We start from the raw sequence: 21,901 nt of genomic DNA on the forward strand, positions 1-21,901 counted from the left end.
AAAGAGCATTTGTTATGTCAGTGGATCCCAGTCAGCTGCCAGTGTCTATACCCTATAATGGGTAGGATTGGATGGAAACCTCCACTTATCAGGGGGCTTTAAGAGTCGGGAATCGGAGTTCCCTCCTACAGTTCTCCGTCAATCCAGCATCTTATTCCATCGGTACGAAGTGTAATTGCGCCCGCTTCGTCGGTTCGTAATAACACAGACCCACGCATCTGATACCGTGCAACCACATCTGGATGTGGAAACTGATACCGATTTCTTTGACCGAGTGAAAAGATCGCATAACGCGGTTGAACGGCATCCAAAAACGGTGCACTGCTTGATGTTCGACTCCCGTGATGCGGTACCTTCAGGATTTCCGAATGAAGATCCTGTCCAGACGCAATGAGTCGCGATTCTGCCTCCTTACCAATGTCTCCTGTGAACAGAATGTCTATCTCACCGTAAGTAATCTTCATCACGAGTGAATCGTCGTTGGCGTCTCTATCGAGTAAGTTGGTGGACGCAGCACTGATCGGATGCAATAGATTCAACGTGGCTGTCGGCGTAAGTTCAATCTTTCCAGCGGACGGAAACGAATACGGAATGTTGCGCATGTTGACAATTTCGTGTAGGCGTTGATGCGTCTGAGAAGCGAGTGGTATATCCGATATTCCGAGGACGCGGGCGACTTTGAAATGCTGTAAGATATATCCGAGTCCACCGCCGTGGTCAATGTCTGGATGTGTCAGCACAACCATGTCAAGTGTCCGAATACCGTGGAAGTCAAGATAGGGTTCAATAATCCGTTTACCCACGTCGTAGTCAACCTGCCGCCGTTTTCGTTCGTCGTAATATGACCGTCGGATACCACCATCAATCAACATCGCCCGATTGTCTGGAAACCTAACGATAGCAGCGTCGCCCTGTCCGACATCCAACGTTACGACTTCCAGTAGCCTGCCTCTCTCGTGGAACGCAGCATCCCAGACCCAGATTGCTATAACTGAGAGTCCTATCAGGCTTGCAATTCTCCATTGACGATAGACATCCCGCCAATACGTGATGCCTAAACAGATGGCAATATAGAGGATGAACAGACCCAACGTCGGTGGGGTTATTTTCATTACGCCCCCTGTCTGTCCAAATACACCGATGAGTGACAGAAAGACGGAAATAATAGTGTGGTTGAAGAACCCAAGCAGTTTGGCAAGTGGAATCCAGAGAAAGCCAACACATACCGATGCCATGCCCACGGCAACAATGAGCGACACAAGCCCAACTGCAAATGGACCCACGATAATACCGATCGGGTATGTCCGGAAGAAATGGTAGGCTATCAAGGGTCCCGTCCCAATCTGTGCTGCGAATGTCACGAGATAGGAAAGCATCAACCATTTAACCGCAGTGTTGCGGAATCTGGTTAGGATAGGATCACTGCTGTCTGCAGGTGAATCCTCTGATCCTTCCCACCATCGACGCAAAGGTTTCTCCATTTTCGGAACGAAATAGACGATTGAAGCCACCGCTGCGAATGACAACTGAAACCCCACATCCCATAACTGCTGAGGGTTTAAAAGGAGCAACACTAACGCCGCAAAGGCTAACAGATTGAAGAGATCCGCATCTCGGTCAATGAGCATCGCACAGAGAAATAGGATTGTCATCAGCGATGCCCGAAAAACGGAGGGACGGAAACCGATCAGGCACGCGTAAACCAGCACTGCGAGAATCGTTAGCAGACAAACGACCTTCTGTGGAAACCGAAAGCGTGAGAAACCGAAATAACAGAACATCGCGATCAGCCCAACGTGCAGACCAGAAACAGCGAGTACATGAAAGGTTCCGCTGTTTCGGAAGAGATCCAACGTCTCTGTAGGGACATCACTCCGTTTGCCCAGTAAGATACCTTTGAGGAGCTGCGCATGCAATGAAGGTTCTGAGGGAGGTGTCTCTGTTTTAGTTCCTGTATAGATAGTATCAATCACACGTTCTGTGCGGATACGGAGTGCCTCTATCCACCGCAAGGGTGGAAATCCACGCTGTTCACCTATCTGGAGAAGTCCCTTGGCATCAATTATCCCAACGATATTTTGTCGAGCAAGGTAAGCGCGGTAATCAAATCCGCCGGGGTTGCGTTTGGCTTGCGGTTGACGCAGAATACCTGTGAGGGTTAAATGTTTACCGTAGCGGAGCGGCATCAACTGCTGGAATCTGATCAGGAATTTCGTCTTTACTCGCTGCGTCGGATCTGACAACAATTGAAGTTCACCGGCGGCATAACAGGCATCCCATGCCTCTCCGCGTTCAGGCTGATACGCTGTAGTACCTGAAAAACTAATTGGTTCATCATAGAAGTGCGCGGGGATTGCCGAATGCGATACAGCTTCCAATCGGAGCATCCCGCCCGCAAGGATTGCGAGATGGAGTAATCCATAGCAGAAATACCGCTGCCGATTCCTCGTTAAGATGCTACCGATGAGACAGAGCATCACAGAAAACCAGAGCCACAGAAACGGAACAGATAGCCATCTGCCTGCAATGATGCCCAATAGATACGGGATAAGAAAGAAGAGCGCGGGACGCGGTTTGATTTTCATCCGAATTTTATGCGGGGTTTTGCTCAATGTCCTGCTATTATACCAGTATTTGTCAAAACATTCACCTTTTTTCGCCACTTTGTGATATAATCCATAGAGATACCACTTCATAGGAAACGTCCATGTCAAAAGATAACATTCTCTCGCAGATGCCGATCAATCTCGGCGACAACCTAAAACTTCGATTCGCTACATCAGACGATATAGAAGTACTCACTGAATTCAATGCTCGCCTCCACGAAGCTGTGAACATCAGTACAAGTGTTCGAGACTTGATGTCCGGAGATCATCCTACCTGCAAGGCAAGCGACTTCACCGTTGTTGAAGATACCAAGACCCAGAAAATTGTGTCATCCGCGTGCCTCATTTCACAGACTTGGACGTATAGTGGCATCCCTTTCAAGTTTGGACAACCCGAATTTGTCGCCACTGAACCCGAATACCGCAGAAGAGGTTTCGTCCGAAAACAGTTTGAAGTGATTCACGCCCTGAGTGAAGCACGCGGGGAATTGATGCAAGGCATCACAGGTATCCCGTGGTATTACCGACTGTTCGGATATGAAATGGCACTCGATATGGAAGCAGAACAGGTTATTGATGGGATACACATCCCGTCTTTGAAAGAAAGTGAGACCGAAACGTGTCGGCTCCGACCGCGAACCGAAGCGGATAACACCTTCATTCAAGAACTTTACGCGAACGCGATCCAATCTCAGGTCTTTGCGTGCCCTCGAAGCCCTGCATTGTGGGAATATGAGTTCAACGGACGCTCAGCAGGGAGCGACGCACGGCATGAATGGCTACTCATTGAAGATATGGAAGGAGAGCGACTCGGGTATGTGCAACATCTTCAGTGGTGTTTTGAAGGTTTTAGCGAGTCAGGGAACCCCGGCACTAATTTCCTTGTCATGCGAATGGAGTTGAAGCCAGGGATTGGGTATCTGCACTTGATGCCTTCACTATTACGCGCACTATGGAAAAAGGCACAGACGACACCGGTGACACCTGAGAACAAGAATCCGGAAGTCGTAGGCATTCAGTTCATGTTGGGACGTGAGCATCCGGTTTATAAAACGCTACCTAAGGGTTTTGTCCGTCAGGAGCCGCCATACGCGTGGTATATTCGGGTGCCAGATTTAACAGCATTCTTGCGACATATCCGACCTGCTCTCGAAAAACATCTCATCGGCACTATCGCGGAGCACTACACCGGTGAACTCAAACTCAACTTCTTTCGGAGTGGAATCCATCTGAAATTCCATCGCGGCAGCCTAACGGAAATAGCAGATTGGACCCCCGAAGATATTGAGGACGGAGATGCCCAATTTCCAGATTTAACCTTCCTGCAGCTGCTGTGCGGACGGTGCCGAACAGAGGAATTGGCAGCAAGTTACGCTGATTGTTGGGCAAGTGGCACCGCAGCTGTGCTACTCAATTGCCTATTCCCCGAATTCACAAGCGAGGTCTGGCATCTTTGAATTAGCTGTCGGTTGTCAGTTATCAGTACTGAGTAAGAAAATCTCCTTGCTGAAACCCGACAGCCGATAGCCGACAGCCATTAACTATGATAACCCACTCACACGCTATCCTCAACATAGCACTCCTCTCGAAGCGAGACAAACCCTTCCTTCATTTTTATGCCTTTCTCGGTGCGGTATTACCCGACGTACCAATGTTCGTCTTCTTCGTAGTAGAAAGCATGATCCGTAAGACACCACAGCGTGAACTCTGGGGTTCTCAATACTTTATGGAGGCGTGGCAAACCTTCTTTGACCTCTTCAACGCTGTTCCATTGATTCTGATTGTGTTAGGTATTGGGTATTATCTATTGAACTCCGAGAAAGTTACTGTCTTTGCTTGGAGTATGCTCATCCACTGTGGTTTCGACTTTTTGACGCATAATGACGACGGGCATCATCACTTCTTTCCGCTCTCCGATTTCGTCTTTGAAAGTCCTATCTCTTATTGGGACAGGGATCATTATGGTGGTATCGTCGCACCAATAGAACGATTGGTCACGCTTGTCGCCTCTATCTATCTGTTTCCGAGATTGAAAACCCGACTCGCGCGATGGAGTCTGATAGCAATAAACGTTCTATCCCTTGGCTCCTACCTACTCTTCTTCATCTTCCGTTAAAAGTTATGAGTTACGAGTTGTCAGTACTCAAAACGTTTTGATTCCATACTGGTTTGATTAAAAGTTGGTACGCGTAAACTGGGCAGAGGTTTTATGCATGTTTCGATTCCATACTGGTTCGATTAAAAGATGTCATTTATCGGCAAGGGAACATCCTTGGACACTGGTTTCGATTCCATGCTGGTTCGATTAAAAGACGATTCGATACTATTCCCACTCGACACAGAAACACGTTTCGATTCCATACTGGTTCAATTAAAAGTCAGAGGACGCACCCAACTCCCTAACCTTCGATTGAATGTTTCGATTCCATACTGGTTCGATTAAAAGCGCCGCCAGAACCTCCACCACCACCTAATCCGAGACGGTTTCGATTCCATACTGGTTCGATTAAAAGCCATACCCAAGCCGCTGTTTCTCGCGAAGTGTATAGTTTCGATTCCATACTGGTTCGATTAAAAGATAGTCCCTTCAAAGTATCCATGTCCAATAGTAGGAGGTTTCGATTCCATACTGGTTCGATTAAAAGACATTATCGTCGGGGTGCACCTGTCTTTACGACGCGAAGTTTCGATTCCATACTGGTTCGATTAAAAGGGATCAACGGCATTGACACACCGGAGAAACGACCCAAGGTTTCGATTCCATACTGGTTCGATTAAAAGGCGCGACAACCAGTGTCTTGAAGTGTAAGATGTCTTTGTTTCGATTCCATACTGGTTCGATTAAAAGCGTCATCGTGCCAGCAGAACCCGCCGTGACCGTCAAAAGTTTCGATTCCATACTGGTTCGATTAAAAGGAAAGCGCACCCAATTCGCGCCGTTCCTGTGTCAGGTGTTTCGATTCCATACTGGTTCGATTAAAAGACGATAGTTCTTCTCTATATCCTCATGGATTTTGGTTTCGATTCCATACTGGTTCGATTAAAAGTTGTTAAAAAATCCTACGTCTTTGCTATCGAATATGAGTTTCGATTCCATACTGGTTCGATTAAAAGCCAAGCGTCGTACACTTTCAACCTGTATAAATCGTGTTTCGATTCCATACTGGTTCGATTAAAAGTTATTTGAAACCGTTCACAATATCTGACATAACCCGTTTCGATTCCATACTGGTTCGATTAAAAGTTGTCCGTCCTGGATGATCGTCGAGGACAATAGACGTTTCGATTCCATACTGGTTCGATTAAAAGATACAGACGAAAGAGGGACGCAAGAAGCGTATCCAAGTTTCGATTCCATACTGGTTCGATTAAAAGCGCAACGCGAACAGAATATCCGGCGTTCACAACTCTGTTTCGATTCCATACTGGTTCGATTAAAAGACGCCTCTACAATATCTTCGCACATCTGATTCCGGGGTTTCGATTCCATACTGGTTCGATTAAAAGCGCTACTTCCTCCGCGTGTACGCACTATGGAGGTTGTGTTTCGATTCCATACTGGTTCGATTAAAAGACAGCAAGGTTCGACTGTTATCAATCACTCAACGGTGTTTCGATTCCATACTGGTTCGATTAAAAGAAATACAGCGTTTGTTAATGAGTGCTTCCTTGACGGGTTTCGATTCCATACTGGTTCGATTAAAAGGGGTATACCGGTTTCCCTGGCTTCCAACGGGATGTCGGACGTTTCGATTCCATACTGGTTCGATTAAAAGTTTACTATCGCTCAGACAATCGGCTACGACGAGATTGTTTCGATTCCATACTGGTTCGATTAAAAGCGAAACGTCGGTGCAATCCCAAAACTGTTAGACTTTGTTTCGATTCCATACTGGTTCGATTAAAAGTTACGGAGCCGGAACCGGAAGTGGAAGAAGGTCCTACGTTTCGATTCCATACTGGTTCGATTAAAAGCTGAGCTCGACATACAAGCACAGAGCGGAGACCTTATCCGGTTTCGATTCCATACTGGTTCGATTAAAAGTGACGGTCGCGGTGCCGGTCAACGCTGCAGACTTAGTTTCGATTCCATACTGGTTCGATTAAAAGTGGCAGGAGCGTCCAGTGCAGAGTCAGAAAGCATCTGTTTCGATTCCATACTGGTTCGATTAAAAGCAGACTGCGCAATTCCAATCATCCATGCCCTGCATCAGAATGTTTCGATTCCATACTGGTTCGATTAAAAGTGCTGCCCGGCAGAGTGCCGAGAGTTCGATCTTTCGGTTTCGATTCCATACTGGTTCGATTAAAAGCTTATGAAAGGGGCAGTCTCCCAGATGAGCAGAAAAACGTTTCGATTCCATACTGGTTCGATTAAAAGAGAAGATCATTTAACCTTATGGGGGAGGCGTGTTGAGGTTTCGATTCCATACTGGTTCGATCAAAAGCAGACTGCGCGTCGGTACTCGGCAATCGGATACGAGTTTCGATTCCATACTGGTTCGATTAAAAGTTCTCACTTTCGATCCAGCCTCAGATTGATAAATACGGTTTCGATTCCATACTGGTTCGATTAAAAGGCATCATCCGGTGTTGTCGGGTATTGCCGATTGAATTCGGTTTCGATTCCATACTGGTTCGATTAAAAGCAAGCTTTAGACAACCTCATCAACCGGATCAATGAGGTTTCGATTCCATACTGGTTCGATTAAAAGCGAAATGTTGTCAAACCACGATTTCAAAGTGTGAAAAGTTTCGATTCCATACTGGTTCGATTAAAAGGAGACCCGCTCTTTGGGACAGGCAACCTAATCCAAGTTTCGATTCCATACTGGTTCGATTAAAAGCCAGTTGCGGAAGCCGATATAAACGATTATATTTTTGGTTTCGATTCCATACTGGTTCGATTAAAAGGCATCATAGTTTTCTGCAGTCCACCCCGCCCCCAGCGTGTTTCGATTCCATACTGGTTCGATTAAAAGCCGTCGGGACATTCATATACGCTGCCAATCTGGCAGTTTCGATTCCATACTGGTTCGATTAAAAGGTATGCGACATCTCCGAAACTCAAGCGGAAACTGGCGGGTTTCGATTCCATACTGGTTCGATTAAAAGTTCTGCTTGAACACGCTCAAGCCATTCAACGAGTGTTTCTGGGTTTCGATTCCATACTGGTTCGATTAAAAGCGGCTGGATTCGATCCGCACGCTTGGCACATGCCCTGTTTCGATTCCATACTGGTTCGATTAAAAGTTGGTAAGGTGCTACCAAAGCGTGTGACGGACTTGCGTTTCGATTCCATACTGGTTCGATTAAAAGTTGAGGAATTACAAGGTCCGTCAGATGTTTACCGAGTTTCGATTCCATACTGGTTCGATTAAAAGCTCATAGAGTTTGTCTGTCGTCTCTCGTGCGATCTCAGTTTCGATTCCATACTGGTTCGATTAAAAGCTCACAGCGAGACGATAACGACGAGTATTCGGGCATGCGTTTCGATTCCATACTGGTTCGATTAAAAGGTCCCGAACCTATTTGCAGGAGATGACGCAATGACTCAGTTTCGATTCCATACTGGTTCGATTAAAAGATAAGATAGCCGATCAAGCCGTCACTGCAGCGAAACTGTTTCGATTCCATACTGGTTCGATTAAAAGTTTATATCTATGTCAGCATTACGAAAAACATCAATGTTTCGATTCCATACTGGTTCGATTAAAAGCAAGAATTCACTATTATCACCCAACACTACACAGACGTTTCGATTCCATACTGGTTCGATTAAAAGTTTATGAACCGCCACCGCAACAAGAATACGATCTTCCACGTTTCGATTCCATACTGGTTCGATTAAAAGACGCTCGCAAGGAAGGCACTCCTACCAACCGCTTCAATGTTTCGATTCCATACTGGTTCGATTAAAAGACGATGATTTTGGCATGGGGTGAGTCGTACGTAGTTTGTTTCGATTCCATACTGGTTCGATTAAAAGTCAATAATCGTGTCATCCGTCGCCTCTGAAATAGATGTTTCGATTCCATACTGGTTCGATTAAAAGCGTAACCGAGACAACACCCGTGTTTCTGCCGTTGCGGTTTCGATTCCATACTGGTTCGATTAAAAGTATGACCCTAACCGAACCCACTGGGCTTTAGAATTCAGTTTCGATTCCATACTGGTTCGATTAAAAGTTGAGGTGGTAGACGGACGCGTTCAGTTAAAGCCGAGTTTCGATTCCATACTGGTTCGATTAAAAGGCCGTACGACGAGTTATTGAAGCGTCCGTTTGCACAGTTTCGATTCCATACTGGTTCGATTAAAAGGCTGGGGTTATCGGTAAAAAGATTGTGAAGCCGTGTTTCGATTCCATACTGGTTCGATTAAAAGGCTATACGATAACGATGAACATATTATACGCGACCCCCTCAATCCGCGTCAAGTCAATCTCTCTCTTTTCAATTTTCAAAGTTGATTTGCTGTCAACCTCTGGTTGTGCAAATTCTCTGGGAGGTTGACAGCATCAGACAGGATGTGGGTTTATAGTTGTAATTGCCTGAAATTGGCATGTTTATAATCTGCTGGGAACGGAAATTTTGGTGAGGTCGACAGCAAATCGTCAATCCATATTTTCTCGGAAGGCGTACCTACAATAGGTTTGTCGCGGGATTTTTATCTACGCCCATGACCTCCTTATTCATCCACCGGGCATCGCGGAGTTGGTAGATGACAACGGAATCCTTTTCTGGGTCAGTGATCGCTGCCAATCCAGATTTGACGCGAGCAAACTGTGCTTTGGTTAGTTGCCCCTCAAAAACTGAATTTTGAATCCAATTTAGGTGTTGTCGGAGGTATTTACACACCTTTGCGACCCGTTCGACTTCGATATCGTAGACGAGGATGATGTACATTGTGAGTTTCCCTTTTTAGTAGGCGAGGCGACCTCGCCCCTACGAGGCGCTGTTGCCAGTAATGAATAAGAAAGGCACGGTTAGAAACCGAACCTACCGAACCCTTATTCCTAACGGAGATCACCCCTACCACCACGGACGCAGTGCCTGATAGGTCTCCATTCCAACGAGGTGCTTGATGAGTTTATAGTATTCCAAACGGATGAGGCGTTGATAAGAGACATGCCGTTTCAACTTTCGATGCGAAACGGTCTGCTTTAGTTGTTCATCAAATGCAGCAATAAATAGTTTCCGTCCCTTTTCATTCAGATAACACCCATCAATGTTGGTTTCAAAATGTTTTGATTCGTTGAGCTGCTGACGGTTGAACAAACGAAAAATAATTCGGTCAACGATAAGGGGTTTGAAAATTTCGGCGAGATCAAGACTTAACGAGAATCGCCGGTCGCCGGGTTCATGGAGGAAACTGATTGTCGGATTGAGCTGCGTGCGGTAGACTTCCGTAAGGCATGCTGTATACATCATGGAGTTTCCAAAGGAGATGACGGCATTAATCGGATTGTCTGGCGGACGACGGACTCGCTTTTGAAAAGGGGTTTTTAACGTTAAAATCGTATTGAATGCGGTGTAATAGGTGTCTCGGATGATGCCTTCGTAACCCATCAATTCGTTTGTGTTTTTTGCTGTGCTGCTTTCTGAAAGGATTGTCTCTATTGATTCGATTTGTGTGGTGCAATCCTTACCGCGGTTCGTGTGATACCGCAAAATTCGCAACATATTGAAAACAGCGGAGGCGACAAACTCCTGTGCGAGTGCCATCCGTTTGGTAGATTTTTCGTAGTGCTGTACCTGTTTGACGAGCAGGGAACCGGAATTGAGATATTCCCTGGGGTAATAACTCCCAGCATAGTAACCGTAGTAGTTGAACACGTGAAATGGAATGTGCTTCTGCGTAAGGAAGTTGAGGAGTCTGGTGTTAAGGTCAAGTTCGCCGTAGAGATAGAGTGCGTCAATATCCTCAACCGGTATCGGTACCCGTGGTGCTTCCTCTGGCTCTAAGTAAAGGGTGTTATCCTTTCGACGCAGTCTGCCGGGTTGGGTGATGTAGTAGTTTCGGGACATAATTGGTTTTCCTCCCATGGTTGGCTTACGGCATGGCGGAGCATGCCTGCTACCTTTAACTCCAGCAGAGTTCTTGATAACTACAGGATTTACAGATTTTCATATAGTCGGCATGCGGTGGTGTTGGCAGTGCTGTAATCTCGTTGACTTTTTCAATGGCGTTTTCCACCTCTTTTTCTCTTTCAGGTGTGAGTTCTACTTCGGTTGTCTGCCGTTGGCGCGGATAGTTGATGGCAGCGACGGTGATGTTGGGGGAGTCTGGATCTGGATTTGTATTTGAGAGGAAGACTTAAAAGTTATAGTTTTTTATCGTGCTTGAATAGTTGAGCCGTATCGCACAATCTGTGTACGTTGTTCTGGCAACCAATAAGGAGGACGGTAGGCACCAAAAGTCTCAATTGTGGTAACCAATGAAAAACGTTGACAACCAAAAAGTTCTTGATTAAGTCTATCTTGTATTTCTCTTCGAGCAAAAACGCGGTCATAGGGTAGGTCTTTAATCAACGCTAACCTATCGTTACTGTGGAATGGAGCGGAGAATGGTTTTGTCCATGTCGCTGTTAGGTTGGGACATTCACTGACTTCAAAAGATGCAATCTGACCATATCCTAATGTAGTTTTCTTACCGAGTCCAATCTGTTCTTTGAGCGCGAAATCTAATAACCTTTCAACTCCACTTTTATCACCGCGAAAGAAAAAGGCGTAACTTTTAGTGAGTGGAAAATAGAGGCGATTGTCAAGTGCTTTCGTTGAACCACCACCCGTATTAAGCTTACTTTTCAGACGAATCGGGCGACCAAATGGTTCGCTTACTCTTCGTCTTAACGGAATAGAATCTACAACTTCAGGATATACTTTAAACTGCTGACTGTTGGAAGTGAAAAATGCACTAACAGGAATAAGGACATCACCGTTGACATCAACGGGTAAACCTACCGAACAATCATATAGTGGTTTTAATCCAGTCAACGGAATTTTGCATAACGGCAGTTCAAAGTCTATCCACATCTCTTGATGACGTAACGCTATATTCCATTGCCACAATAACTGTTGGGAAAGTTCGGGATTTGCCTCCAACGCGTTACCAAGTGCAGCCCGGAATGCGACATAACTGAGAAAGCCATCAAGCGTAGGAAGTCCAATGACAGGTGCATTTGACTTCTCCGCAGTAGTAACTGCTGATGTAGCTAAATTTAATCGGAGTTCGTATATGTCTTTTCCTGTCTTTACCCCGAATTGGTACTGGGCATCTTCGAGTAATTTCTTAATAGACAGGTCAGGTTGTAACACTGAATTAGATCGACGCGATGTCATTCGTTTATCTCTTCAGTCTGAACGGTTAGAACTTTAAGAATATCTTCCCGTTTTTCTGTTAGATAATTTTGGTAGGCATTGAGTGCATCTTTGATGGTCTCCGACCAATCTTCATTCAATAGCACAGGTTCAGCCCCAACAGAACCTTGTAATTGGATCTGGACTTGTCCATATCCAGCAGAACTTCTTCCGCCAATTGTGGGTTGACGTAGAAAAGCACTCAATCCATCAAAAAGACAACCGAGTTCCAATTGATCAACCGGAAATTTAGAGTAAAGTTGTTGCAATAGCCATGTTCCGGCAGGAATACATTCAACATAGTAAATCATTTGTTGAATTTCCTTATCCGTTTGAAACTCAAGATCAACAAAACGCTGTCGCGTAAGGTCCTTACTATCATCCTTCCGTGTGAGCGGACCGTCGTTAAAAAACAAATTCCGTGCACTCGTCCATTCATTCATTGGGGGAACAGTACATTCTTCAAGTGTTTCGTACATCCCTTGCAGAATTTCCTGTGTCTCCTCTGCACAAGGCACAATATGTGTCATCGCCAATTTAGAAGGAAGCATCACGTTTCCGAATGCAGATCCCATCAACCGCATTGAAGGTAGATGATTAGCAAAATCATAGATCAACTCTCCCGCTTTGCTTTTCTCGGAAAGTGCACCACCGCTATACAAGATAGTGTAAACATCGTTATCAGTGAATCTGAGTAGTTGTTTTCCTTGATTACTAAGGCGAGAACAGAGTGCGTCAGCAAGAATGTCCCGTAGTTGACCTCGAAAACTGTTACCAGATAGTGCAGGAACAGACACAGGCTTTCCTTTGTAAATGACGCGCATTTGTTTCAGTTTACTGATATTTCCAATAGTCTCTTCTGTGTGAATGATCGGCTGCTCGGCGAGGTATGCAAATGTTAACTTCACATCAACAAGTGTGTGATTAGTTTGTTTCATGCTATGCTTCTCCTTCACTGGCACCTTCGGGTAGGGGTTGGGCTTCATCTGCCTCATCAATACCTCCCCGTGCATCTTGATAGATTTTTTTCATGAGCATTACCAATGGTGTTGTCTCTTCTTTCAAAAGTTTCAGTGCCTCATCAACGTGTTCTGTTTTAGACTGATAGATTGCTTCAGTTACTTCACCAAGTGCCCGCAGTGTAATGAAATTGGGGGAAATCGCTAACTGTACATCATTCACCAAACTTCCAAGCGTTTCCGCATTAGAAGCACGAATATACTTGACAAGTGTGGGATATGGGTTAAACTTTTCCTTCCGTTGGAATAATTGGGGGTCAATTGGACCTCGCATCAGAAGGAGAGTTTGAATAGCTAACTTGACGGATTCATCTAAATCAAGTTTCACAGTTGCTTGTAGTGCGTCAGTTAAAGTTTCCTCTAAAGACTTCTTCGACTTGTTCTGTTGGTGCGTCATCGGCGGTTCCTCCTAATTTTTATCTGTGTTTTGTGGTGGAAATAAAGCAAGTTGTTGAGGTGAACTCGTCTTCTCAACTTTTGTCTGTTTTTGAGGAATCTGTATTTGTTTTTGAAGGGCTTGCAGTAATAGCAGAAGGGCAGGAAATTCCTCAAGAGCGTTTGTTGCATTTTGTTTTAGCTCTTCATATTGCTTCCAACTTTCGGCAAAATCACCTTTATCAATATGTCCGTCCCAGAAATTTTCTACATCTTTAAACGCTATATCCTCTAATGTTGAATTTTTCGGGAGCCGTCCTACATTGATTGTTGCAGCAGAACTCTCAAAAACAGCTGTAAGTGGGTCGTTATTAGAAAGTACCAGTTTAAGCCATAGGTTTTTCTGGTTCACTCTTTTTTTTGAACGTTTGAGTTCATTCGTGGCCTCCGTTAAAAATTTTTCCCGCTCAAAAAATGCTTTAGTCAGACTTACTTGCACATTGTCATCAATCAATACCGGTATGGCAGATTGGGAATTGACGGTAATGATTTGAGGTGCCATCTTAAGGAGCGTATGCTTTTGATGTGCAGATCGATCAGGTTTTATAGTGGTTCCCAGAGCAACTTCTATCGCGGGGCACACTTCTGACTCAAATGGATAGGCTTTTAAAGCAACATTTGAGAAAATAGAGTCAAGATGTGGTAACAGATTGCGAACACGATCATTTGATTCGTGGGTCAAAGCAATAGCTCCAAGATATGGCAATGGTAGGCACTCATCTGGAACGATATGCTGCCATAATTTTGCAATAACGCGCCGTGCCATCTGCTGGAATAGTGTGAATTCCTGAGTCGTAACTGTGACGCGGTTGAGTGCATTGTGAAAACGTCCACCTATATCCAAAGGTGGTTGTTCAACTGCTTTCAACTCCTGATCATCAGCGGCAAAATGTGAAGCAGGTGCAAAAAAAGCAAAAGATCCGCGAAGGGATTTTCGCGCGGAAATGCCTTTTTTGGCTTCTGGTGAGTTAATCACATATAAATGCGTTAATGGGGCAACATCTTCTTCAAAACCTACAAATTTCGTGTCAACAAATTTGCTTGAAAACAACTTGTCTAATCTTATTGGAGCAGGAGGTAGATTTGGAAGAAACGGTGTACCAGTCAAACGGCAGACTTTCTTATTTGACGAATTTCTGGTTTCGCTAAGCATTTCCACAGGACGTTGAATAGCATCATTTAACGGACGAAAGAGAACCTTTTCAGGAGGACGTTTGCCTAAGCGTCCTGGAACTTCGCGAATTTCTATCTGGTTATCAAAAGCAGCTTTGAGATAATCAACACCATTTTTTTCTGTTAAGATGTTAAAGTCTTGCTCAAGTCGATGACGACTTGTATCAAGCGTCATTTCCTGAATCTCCCGAACCCTTTTGGGCAAGTTATCCGAATAGAGTTGAGACTGTGGGACAGCAATTATTACTGTCCGGTTGTCTTGATATACCACCAAAAGTTCTGACAATGACACAGTGTTATCCAGCATTTCATTAGGCAACAGTGGTTTCCCTGTTAAATCTGCGGTAAAGGTTGTAGCAAACGGTTCATGTTTGGGATCAGTTACAGGTGTGAGATGACGCATGATGAAAATGTGACCATCCCTATAGACATGAAAATGATGTCCAACTTTATCCCAGATTTCGTTATCATTCGGAGGCGCAGAAAAAATTAGGTTTGACACAGTCTCAAATTCAAACCGAACTTGGTTAATGGGTGTGCGTCCATTATCATTGAATGCCTTTTGTAATGCTTCTGCTACATCTTTTGTCACTACTTCAATAAAGGCATCGGCAATAACTGAACGAGTTAAAAGCGTAGGCAATGCCGGTTCAACGGCGAAATTCAACTGGATGTAATTGACAGCAGCACCGAGGTTGTACTGGTCTCCCTGATCTGAAATGATATTAGGCTCTAGGATTTGTAACCGAGGTAACCAATCTCCTGATGCATTTTTCACCTCAAAGTGATGTGTGCAGACTAAACCTTCCCGAATTCCTGTACGATGGGCAAGGTACTGTTCTGCCTGCTTAAAAACGCCGATTCCTGGAATATGATTCCAACGCAGTCCCCTTTCACCACGATCCCAATAGAAGGCAGGCTTGTACAGATCATGCCAAAGCCAAGCGATAAATTCCTCAACGCTTGTTGAACCAACAAGCGCATTGAGCATAACATGAAGCGGAAATGAGGCGAGATTGATGGTGTCTTTCGTATTGCCTGCCTCAGTTCTCGCTATTGGTCCGAAGTTAAATTCTGTCATTTTGATGCTTTCTTTGGTGGGTTTTACCTTAATATGAAGCATTATATAACAATTCAGTCAAATAGTCAAGTTATAATTAGATGCCACGATTCAAGATCACTCCTACAAGGTAAGTTTTAGACTTCTGCCATCCCGAAACCGGCACTGTTTTTATCGCCGAAGCCGCATTCGTAACCGATCTGGATTAATGCTGGACTTCCAGTGACACGGAACGGACATAGAATGCCTCTTATCTTGATACCTTTGTAATCTACGAGACGGGTGACGCGTCCCTTTCGCCTGTCAATATAGTTTTTATCAAACGCGAAGGTCAGGGTATCGTCGTGCGGGGCGCGAGCGTGGATTGCTTCGTGTTTGCGGATTAGGTTTTGACGGATGAGTTCGGAGAGTGCTGGATCGTCGGGCATGCAATAGTGCATTGCTTGTTTGCCATCCCGCTCGCGCGTCGTGGTCATTACAATAGGGGAGAGACATCGGAAATGCATTTCTGATCGGAAACGGGGGATACGCGGTATGGTGACATCTCTGACTTGTAAGGGGCGGTGTCCAAGGGATAACTGTGCTTCGGTTAAGAGCGTATCGGCAAAATGGGAGAGAAATTGTTCAACTGGAGAGGAGACGTACCATGTTAAAGTTGAACGAAAATGGATCTTATCACCGGTAACGCGTCGGCGTTCCGCCATGAGTTGTGAGAAGGTGAAGAGTTTGAAACGCTTCTCTGCAGCGCGGTAGCCTTCCTCGTGGAGAAAGGTGGCGTATTCAGGGTCGGATTCGGCAAGGAATCGGTAGATTACGCCTGCAAGCAGGTGGTTGTAGTTAATGGGGAGCGTGATGCCGTCCCCAACGTCGGCTTGGATTTGGATTCGCATAGGGTTATCTCCAGAAACCTCTTAAAATCCGCGTAATCCGCGTAATCCGCGATTCAGACAATGAACCACTGACGGCTGAGCGTTATGTTAAATCCCCATGCGGAGGGCAACAGCAGCAAGTAGGATTAACAGAGAAACGACACCCATCAGACTGGATATGACCGACATCTGGGTACGGAGTGGCTTCACCTCCGCCGGGAGTTCTTCAAGGGCGGGATCTAATGTCTCAATTGCTGCTGCCAATCGGGGTGCGAAAATCATGCTGTGCAATACCGTGAGGATAACCAATACGAAGAAAAGCACGATTTTGATGAGGAGGGTTCGCATAAACGCATTTGAGATCGGGGTTGCAGTCGTGAGGTCTACAGCAAAGAAGATATTCACGATGCCGGTGAAAAACAGTACACCGATACAGCCCCATACAACAGGTTCAAAGCGTTTCCCTATCTGCGTCAAGAGTTGGATGCGTTGGACAGGCGGCAGACTCTGTTTAAAGTGAGGGACAATCACCATTGCCAAGATGAGGTTGCCACCGACCCATACAACGGCGGCGATAACGTGTAGCCAAAGTGTGAAAAGTGAGAATATTTCCATTTTATTATTCCTTTTTATATAGTTGTCAGTCGTCAGTTTTCAGTTTTCAGTTAACACTTTGTGGCGGTTAGAATTTGTATCCGTGCCACAGCACACCTCTTTAACTGAGAACTCCTCTGCACAGCCTAACAGGCTATGCTACAAGCGAGGATACAATCCTCGCCAGCGGTGATAGGCACAGCCTAACAGGCTATGCTACAGTGGCTTTCAATATAGTTGATAACACCTTCAGCACTGGTGATTAGGCTGTTCCGTTCGTCTGAACTGAGCGGTACAGGTGCGAAACGATGATAATCACACTTCGTGAGGATGTCAATGAGATCTTCAACAACAGATTCGGCGATTTGTGCCTGTGTGCATACCTCTCGTGCCGTGTCCATATTCCGTTCTGATAGCACTAACGTATCCTCAAGATACTGGTAAAGCGTCTGCGCGAGGGCATTCGCGAATGTCGTTGCGTTGTCCGTTGCGTCACCACGTGCAAGTGCTGCAAGTGCCTCACGCGCGTGTGAAACCGGTGTTATCGGATCTCCTTCGGCAGGCTGCACCTTTTGCTTTCTGGATCCACGACCGTCAAGCGTGTTTGTTCCCGCGGGGGTGCTTCCCTGTGTCTTTGCAGGCTTCACAAATTTGGAGCGATACCAAAGATAGCCACCTACCGCCAATACGACAAGCAGAACTGCAAATAAAATTATCCAGAGTGTCCACGGTGAACCGTCGGTATCGCCAATAGGATCGTTCGGGTTCGGACGCACCGAGAGCGGAATAGGGGGTGTCTCGGTCGTCGCATAAACTGCGCGGTTCGGATCGAAGTAGGCATACTTAATCGCGGGGATACGCAGGGCACCTGTTCGAGCAGGCGTTAGAACGTACGCGTAGATCCGACTTGTCGCCGTAGTATTTTCCATAAGATTGGGTCCGCTTACCATGACCCCAGCGATTGGTGGCAGCTTGGGGGGTACGACCGTCTGGATGTTACCATGTCCAGAGATACGGACAGTAAGTGTTAGCGCCTGTCCAACGTCAACCCAACCGCGTTCAATTTCAGCAGAAATTTTATATTCACCGATAGCACCGTTGAAGTGAGCGGGTCTGCCCGTTTCGGGAATCGGTTGCACCGTCAGCGTCAAAGGTTTGGTTTTCAAGGTTTTGTGTCCACGCGGGAGTGGTAGTAGCAATTCAGCAGGTGCAAGAACGATCTGCCCAATTTTCTTGGGATATAATTTATGTGTGTACGCTTCAACCCAAAATGTCCGCCCGCGAATTTGCTGTGTGTAAGTCGGCACCTTTTGAAGCTTCTCAACGAAGAAATCAGGGAATGTCGGGAGGCGTGGGGTTGGGGATTCGCGAGTCGGCAGAACAGTGGTGTAGAGATGCCGGAAGGTATACGTAAATGGTGCGTTGATGTAGGGCTGTGACGTATCGACTTCTGCTTCAACCCGGTGAATAGCGTTGGTTGAAACCTCCACGTAGGTGTCAGCACCGCTCACTCGGATTGAACCCGGATTCGCAAAATAGGAGTTCCCTTGATAGGCAAAACGGACATCGGATAACGCAAAATCCCCGACTGCTTGCGGAATCAATTCATAAGCCCACGCCATAGAAACCGCTATCCTGTTCGATTCCAAGCGCGGTGTGGTTTCAGAACGCAGTGGCATCGCAAGGAATGCAGGTAGGAAGTTAAACTGCGGGACTTCAACATGTTTGATGAAGGTCTCCCCTGAAATCGTGAGGTCCAACCTCGCTTTCTCCCCGAATTGGATGTGACGAGGACTCACTACGGCAGCGACATTAATCTCTTGGCTTTGGGCATCTGTTGCAAGAAAGATGAAAACGATGCCGATAAAAAAGATTAGAAGAAGTTTACCAATCTTTTTCACGCCGATGTCCGCTTTTGCGCTGTTCCTGTAGTAATTTTTGGCGTAATCTATTCTCATTCTCACTAAAACGTTCCAAGAGTTGAAGTGTCTCCGCTCTGCCAATATCATTAGGTTCAGTTTTCGGTGGAGCGTCCTTATTCGCCTGCTGTTGTGCGAGATCTTCCTGTTGCTTCATCAGTTGAAGTGCTAATGCAAGGTTGTACTGGGCATCGGTGTCCTGAGGCTCGAAGCGGAGTGTGTGTTTGTAAGATTCAATTGCCCCTGCAAGATCGCCTGCTTTAAATTGGGCGTTTCCCAAGTTGTAATAGATGTGCGCCAGATTTGGGACGTTTTTGGTTTGCTCAGTGTGCTTTCGCAGCGACACCTGAAATGCCCGCACCGCCTCTCTAAATTTGTCCTGTTTATAGAGGGCTGCGCCGAGGTTATAGTGTGTGGTCGGACTTTCAGGCTTGTCAAGCGTTGCCTGTTGAAAAGCGACTTGTGCCTCGCCATAGTTCTGGCGCGCGTACGCCTCGTTTCCTGCTTTCATAGTCCGCGTCCAACCCCCTACCCATCCGATGAACACAAAGACGAAAATAGATATGAATAAGCAACGGAGCATTTTGGTCCACATGGTTTTATTGTAACAGATATTTTTGGGATTTGCAAGCAATTGTGGCAGGAATTGGGGGATGTAAAAAATATGGCGAATTGCTATACACAATTGTACGACAATTCGCCATATCAGAGGCGTGCTGAAAAAACACACCGACAAAAATAATCGAACGTTATTATTTCTGTTTCTTAATATCTGCCCAAGTTGTTGTCAATTTTCCAGTGGGTTCGACGGCAGTCAACGGCAGGATTTCATCAAAGAAACTATCCTTATCGGTTGAATCTTTGGGATAGATTGTAACAGCGTCGTTCGTTGCGTCGTCAAAGTGGAGATTGAAATACGCGGAACCACCAGATTCGCCGCATCGATAGAGCAGCACGTTGGCACCTTTTTGCAAATCAACTTCGACGTTATGAAGAATCGTTCGTGCGGCACCTGTCCATCTGGTATTGTTGTACCACTTTTCGCCGTTAATCCAGATCTGTGCGTGATCGTCGTGTGCGGGTGACATTACAGAGATCATATCACTCGGAGAATCGATAACGATAAGCGCATAGGTATCAAGATTATCAACGGGGCCGCCTCTGTTCATATTATTTCCATCAGCAGGATCGATTTCAAAGACAGTCCACGCACGGGTCCCGCCGTGGTCATCGCCCCATTCCATATCGATGTCCTGTGTCATAAGCAGCCCTTCCATCGTTGAAAGTGAAGCCTGGTTCAGTTTACCGCCGCTTCCTTCGTCGATGAAGTCCATCGGACCTGAAACTTGGAAGGTTCCATTGTTTTCGTAGTTGCCGTCGGGTCCGTACCACTTCGTAATCCACGTTTCTACGTCACTGTGATCTTCTCTAAGATCGTCACCGTTGGGATCTGGATCTGCTAAGAGTTGATCTTCAGCCAAGGGACCCCCTTGGATGAGGTCAGCCGCAAATACGTGGTGTGAGCCGCTGACAATGAATGTGAACATAATCACAATTGCGAGTGTTAACGTATAAAATCTTTTCATTCTATATCCAATATCCTTTTTTTGAGATTAAAAACTAAAGTCATCAGGACGCGCTATAGGCGACCTGAGTTTCTTTATCGACAGATTATATAACGTTGAAACAGCGTTCAACATTACAAATTATTATAACATCTTAACACGGATTTGTCAAGAGAACTATAGGATAGTAATTGGGTTTCTCTACATTCAAGCCAAACTACGATTCCGTCCAGTGCCCCTTGGGAACATCAAAAAAGCCCTTGCCTGAAAAGGCTGGACAAGGGCTTTCGTTTCACTAACGGTTCCGTTTAATATTTGCCCAGAGTGTTGTTAATTTTCCAGTCGGCTCGACTGACAGGAACCCACGTACTTCATTGAAGAAACTTTTCTGATCCTTCGACTTGTCAGGGTAAATTTTGCAGGCTTTATGGGTGTCATCATCAAAGTGGAGGTTTATATACGCGGAACCGCCGGATTCACCAACCCGGTAGAGCAGCACATTAGCACCTTTTTTCAAATCAACTTCGACGTTGTGCAGAATCGTCCGTGCGGCACCTGTCCACCTGGAGTTGTTGTACCATTTTTCGCCGTTAATCCAAATTTGGGCGTGATCATCATGTGCTGGAGACATGATGGCTTTTCTCGCCACGGGTGCATTAATAACGATCATTCCATAGGTATCAATATTATCAACAGGACCGCCTCGGTTCATATTGTTTCCGTCTGCTGGATCCAGTTCAAAAACTGTCCACTTTCGCGTGCCGCCGTGAGCCTTATCCCATTCCATATCAACGGTTTGTGTCAGCTGTAAACCGGCGACTGTTGAGAGCTTGGTTTCTGTGAGTTTACCGTTGGTGCCCTCATCAATAAGATCTCTTCGAGAAGAAACCTGAAAGGTGCCGTTGTTTTCATAGTTCCCTTCGGGGCCATACCACTTGGTAATCCAAGTGTCAACATTACTGTGATTTTCTCTAAGATTGTCACCGTTGGGGTCAGGATCTTTTAGGAGTTCGCCTTCCGCCAAAGGTCCACCATCAATATCGTTTGCCTGTGCGAATGCAAGGTGCGAGATGCTTACAACCAATGTAAAAATGATCGCTGTTGCAAGCGTAAATTGACAAAATCTTTTCATTTCGTTCCCTTCTTACAGATAAATATTTTAGGACTTACGCAATTTCTGATAACTACGGACATTCCACACGCCGCTGGCGAGGTTTCAAACCTCGCCAGCAATGGAGCTGCGTAAGTCCCGTATTTAAAAGCACTGGGTTAAATTAAAGCATAACCCAGATTCATTTATAA

16 protein-coding genes and 1 CRISPR repeat array are annotated in these 21,901 nt (G+C 45.7%); of the genes, 2 read left to right on the forward strand and 14 right to left on the reverse strand.

Going from position 1 to position 21,901, the window contains the following annotated elements; genetic code table 11:
* Positions 1–125 precede the first annotated feature (125 nt).
* A complete protein-coding gene (locus tag OXH39_15745; protein ID MCY3551914.1) occupies positions 126–2,696 on the reverse strand; it encodes a DNA internalization-related competence protein ComEC/Rec2 in 2,571 nt (856 codons plus the stop codon).
* Between the two features lie 11 nt (positions 2,697–2,707).
* Here OXH39_15745 and OXH39_15750 point away from each other — a divergent pair, with 11 nt between their 5' ends.
* Positions 2,708–4,063, forward strand: coding sequence for a GNAT family N-acetyltransferase (locus tag OXH39_15750; GenBank protein MCY3551915.1), 1,356 nt, complete (start codon positions 2,708–2,710; stop codon positions 4,061–4,063).
* Positions 4,064–4,149: 86 nt separating this feature from the next.
* Positions 4,150–4,722, forward strand: coding sequence for a hypothetical protein (locus OXH39_15755; protein ID MCY3551916.1), 573 nt, complete (start codon positions 4,150–4,152; stop codon positions 4,720–4,722).
* A gap of 34 nt (positions 4,723–4,756) precedes the next feature.
* Positions 4,757–8,990: direct repeats of the CRISPR family, unit length 30 nt; unit sequence GTTTCGATTCCATACTGGTTCGATTAAAAG.
* A 257-nt stretch (positions 8,991–9,247) separates the two neighbouring features.
* On the opposite strand, the gene cas2 is transcribed toward OXH39_15755, so the two are convergent.
* The 13 genes from cas2 to OXH39_15820 all read right to left on the reverse strand — a co-directional run bounded on the left by cas2 (position 9,248) and on the right by OXH39_15820 (position 21,731).
* Positions 9,248–9,511 (reverse strand): CRISPR-associated endonuclease Cas2, encoded by a 264-nt coding sequence (gene cas2, locus OXH39_15760; protein MCY3551917.1) that lies wholly within the window; start codon positions 9,509–9,511, stop codon positions 9,248–9,250.
* Between the two features lie 126 nt (positions 9,512–9,637).
* Complete coding sequence (gene cas1b / locus OXH39_15765) at positions 9,638–10,633, reverse strand: type I-B CRISPR-associated endonuclease Cas1b (protein MCY3551918.1); 996 nt, start codon at positions 10,631–10,633, stop codon at positions 9,638–9,640.
* 55 nt (positions 10,634–10,688) lie between these two features.
* Positions 10,689–10,880 carry a Dna2/Cas4 domain-containing protein gene (locus OXH39_15770; protein MCY3551919.1) on the reverse strand — a complete coding sequence of 64 codons (192 nt, stop codon included), beginning with the start codon at positions 10,878–10,880 and terminating at the stop codon, positions 10,689–10,691.
* 59 nt (positions 10,881–10,939) lie between these two features.
* Positions 10,940–11,947: a hypothetical protein gene (locus tag OXH39_15775; protein ID MCY3551920.1), complete on the reverse strand. Its 1,008-nt coding sequence runs from the start codon at positions 11,945–11,947 to the stop codon at positions 10,940–10,942.
* The gene (locus tag OXH39_15780; GenBank protein MCY3551921.1) at positions 11,944–12,903 is read right to left on the reverse strand and encodes a hypothetical protein; all 960 of its coding nucleotides are present in this window, start codon (positions 12,901–12,903) and stop codon (positions 11,944–11,946) included. Before OXH39_15780 ends, OXH39_15775 begins: the two co-directional genes overlap by 4 nt.
* Before the next feature lies 1 nt (position 12,904).
* A complete protein-coding gene (locus OXH39_15785) occupies positions 12,905–13,381 on the reverse strand; it encodes a hypothetical protein (GenBank protein MCY3551922.1) in 477 nt (158 codons plus the stop codon).
* Between the two features lie 12 nt (positions 13,382–13,393).
* On the reverse strand, positions 13,394–15,673 hold the full coding sequence (locus OXH39_15790; protein ID MCY3551923.1) for a hypothetical protein: 2,280 nt from the start codon (positions 15,671–15,673) through the stop codon (positions 13,394–13,396).
* Positions 15,674–15,789: 116 nt separating this feature from the next.
* Complete coding sequence (gene cas6 / locus OXH39_15795; GenBank protein ID MCY3551924.1) at positions 15,790–16,542, reverse strand: CRISPR-associated endoribonuclease Cas6; 753 nt, start codon at positions 16,540–16,542, stop codon at positions 15,790–15,792.
* Between the two features lie 87 nt (positions 16,543–16,629).
* Positions 16,630–17,136 carry a CopD family protein gene (locus OXH39_15800; GenBank protein ID MCY3551925.1) on the reverse strand — a complete coding sequence of 169 codons (507 nt, stop codon included), beginning with the start codon at positions 17,134–17,136 and terminating at the stop codon, positions 16,630–16,632.
* A gap of 182 nt (positions 17,137–17,318) precedes the next feature.
* A complete protein-coding gene (locus OXH39_15805; GenBank protein ID MCY3551926.1) occupies positions 17,319–19,073 on the reverse strand; it encodes a BatD family protein in 1,755 nt (584 codons plus the stop codon).
* A complete protein-coding gene (locus tag OXH39_15810; protein MCY3551927.1) occupies positions 19,000–19,545 on the reverse strand; it encodes a tetratricopeptide repeat protein in 546 nt (181 codons plus the stop codon). The genes OXH39_15805 and OXH39_15810 overlap by 74 nt, the downstream gene beginning before the upstream one ends.
* Before the next feature lie 241 nt (positions 19,546–19,786).
* Complete coding sequence (locus tag OXH39_15815; GenBank protein ID MCY3551928.1) at positions 19,787–20,620, reverse strand: hypothetical protein; 834 nt, start codon at positions 20,618–20,620, stop codon at positions 19,787–19,789.
* A 274-nt stretch (positions 20,621–20,894) separates the two neighbouring features.
* Positions 20,895–21,731 (reverse strand): hypothetical protein, encoded by an 837-nt coding sequence (locus tag OXH39_15820; GenBank protein ID MCY3551929.1) that lies wholly within the window; start codon positions 21,729–21,731, stop codon positions 20,895–20,897.
* Between the last annotated feature and the right edge of the window lie 170 nt (positions 21,732–21,901).

The sequence above is a fragment of the Candidatus Poribacteria bacterium genome, assembly GCA_026702755.1.
In the GTDB taxonomy this organism is placed as follows: Bacteria; Poribacteria; WGA-4E; order WGA-4E; family WGA-3G; genus WGA-3G.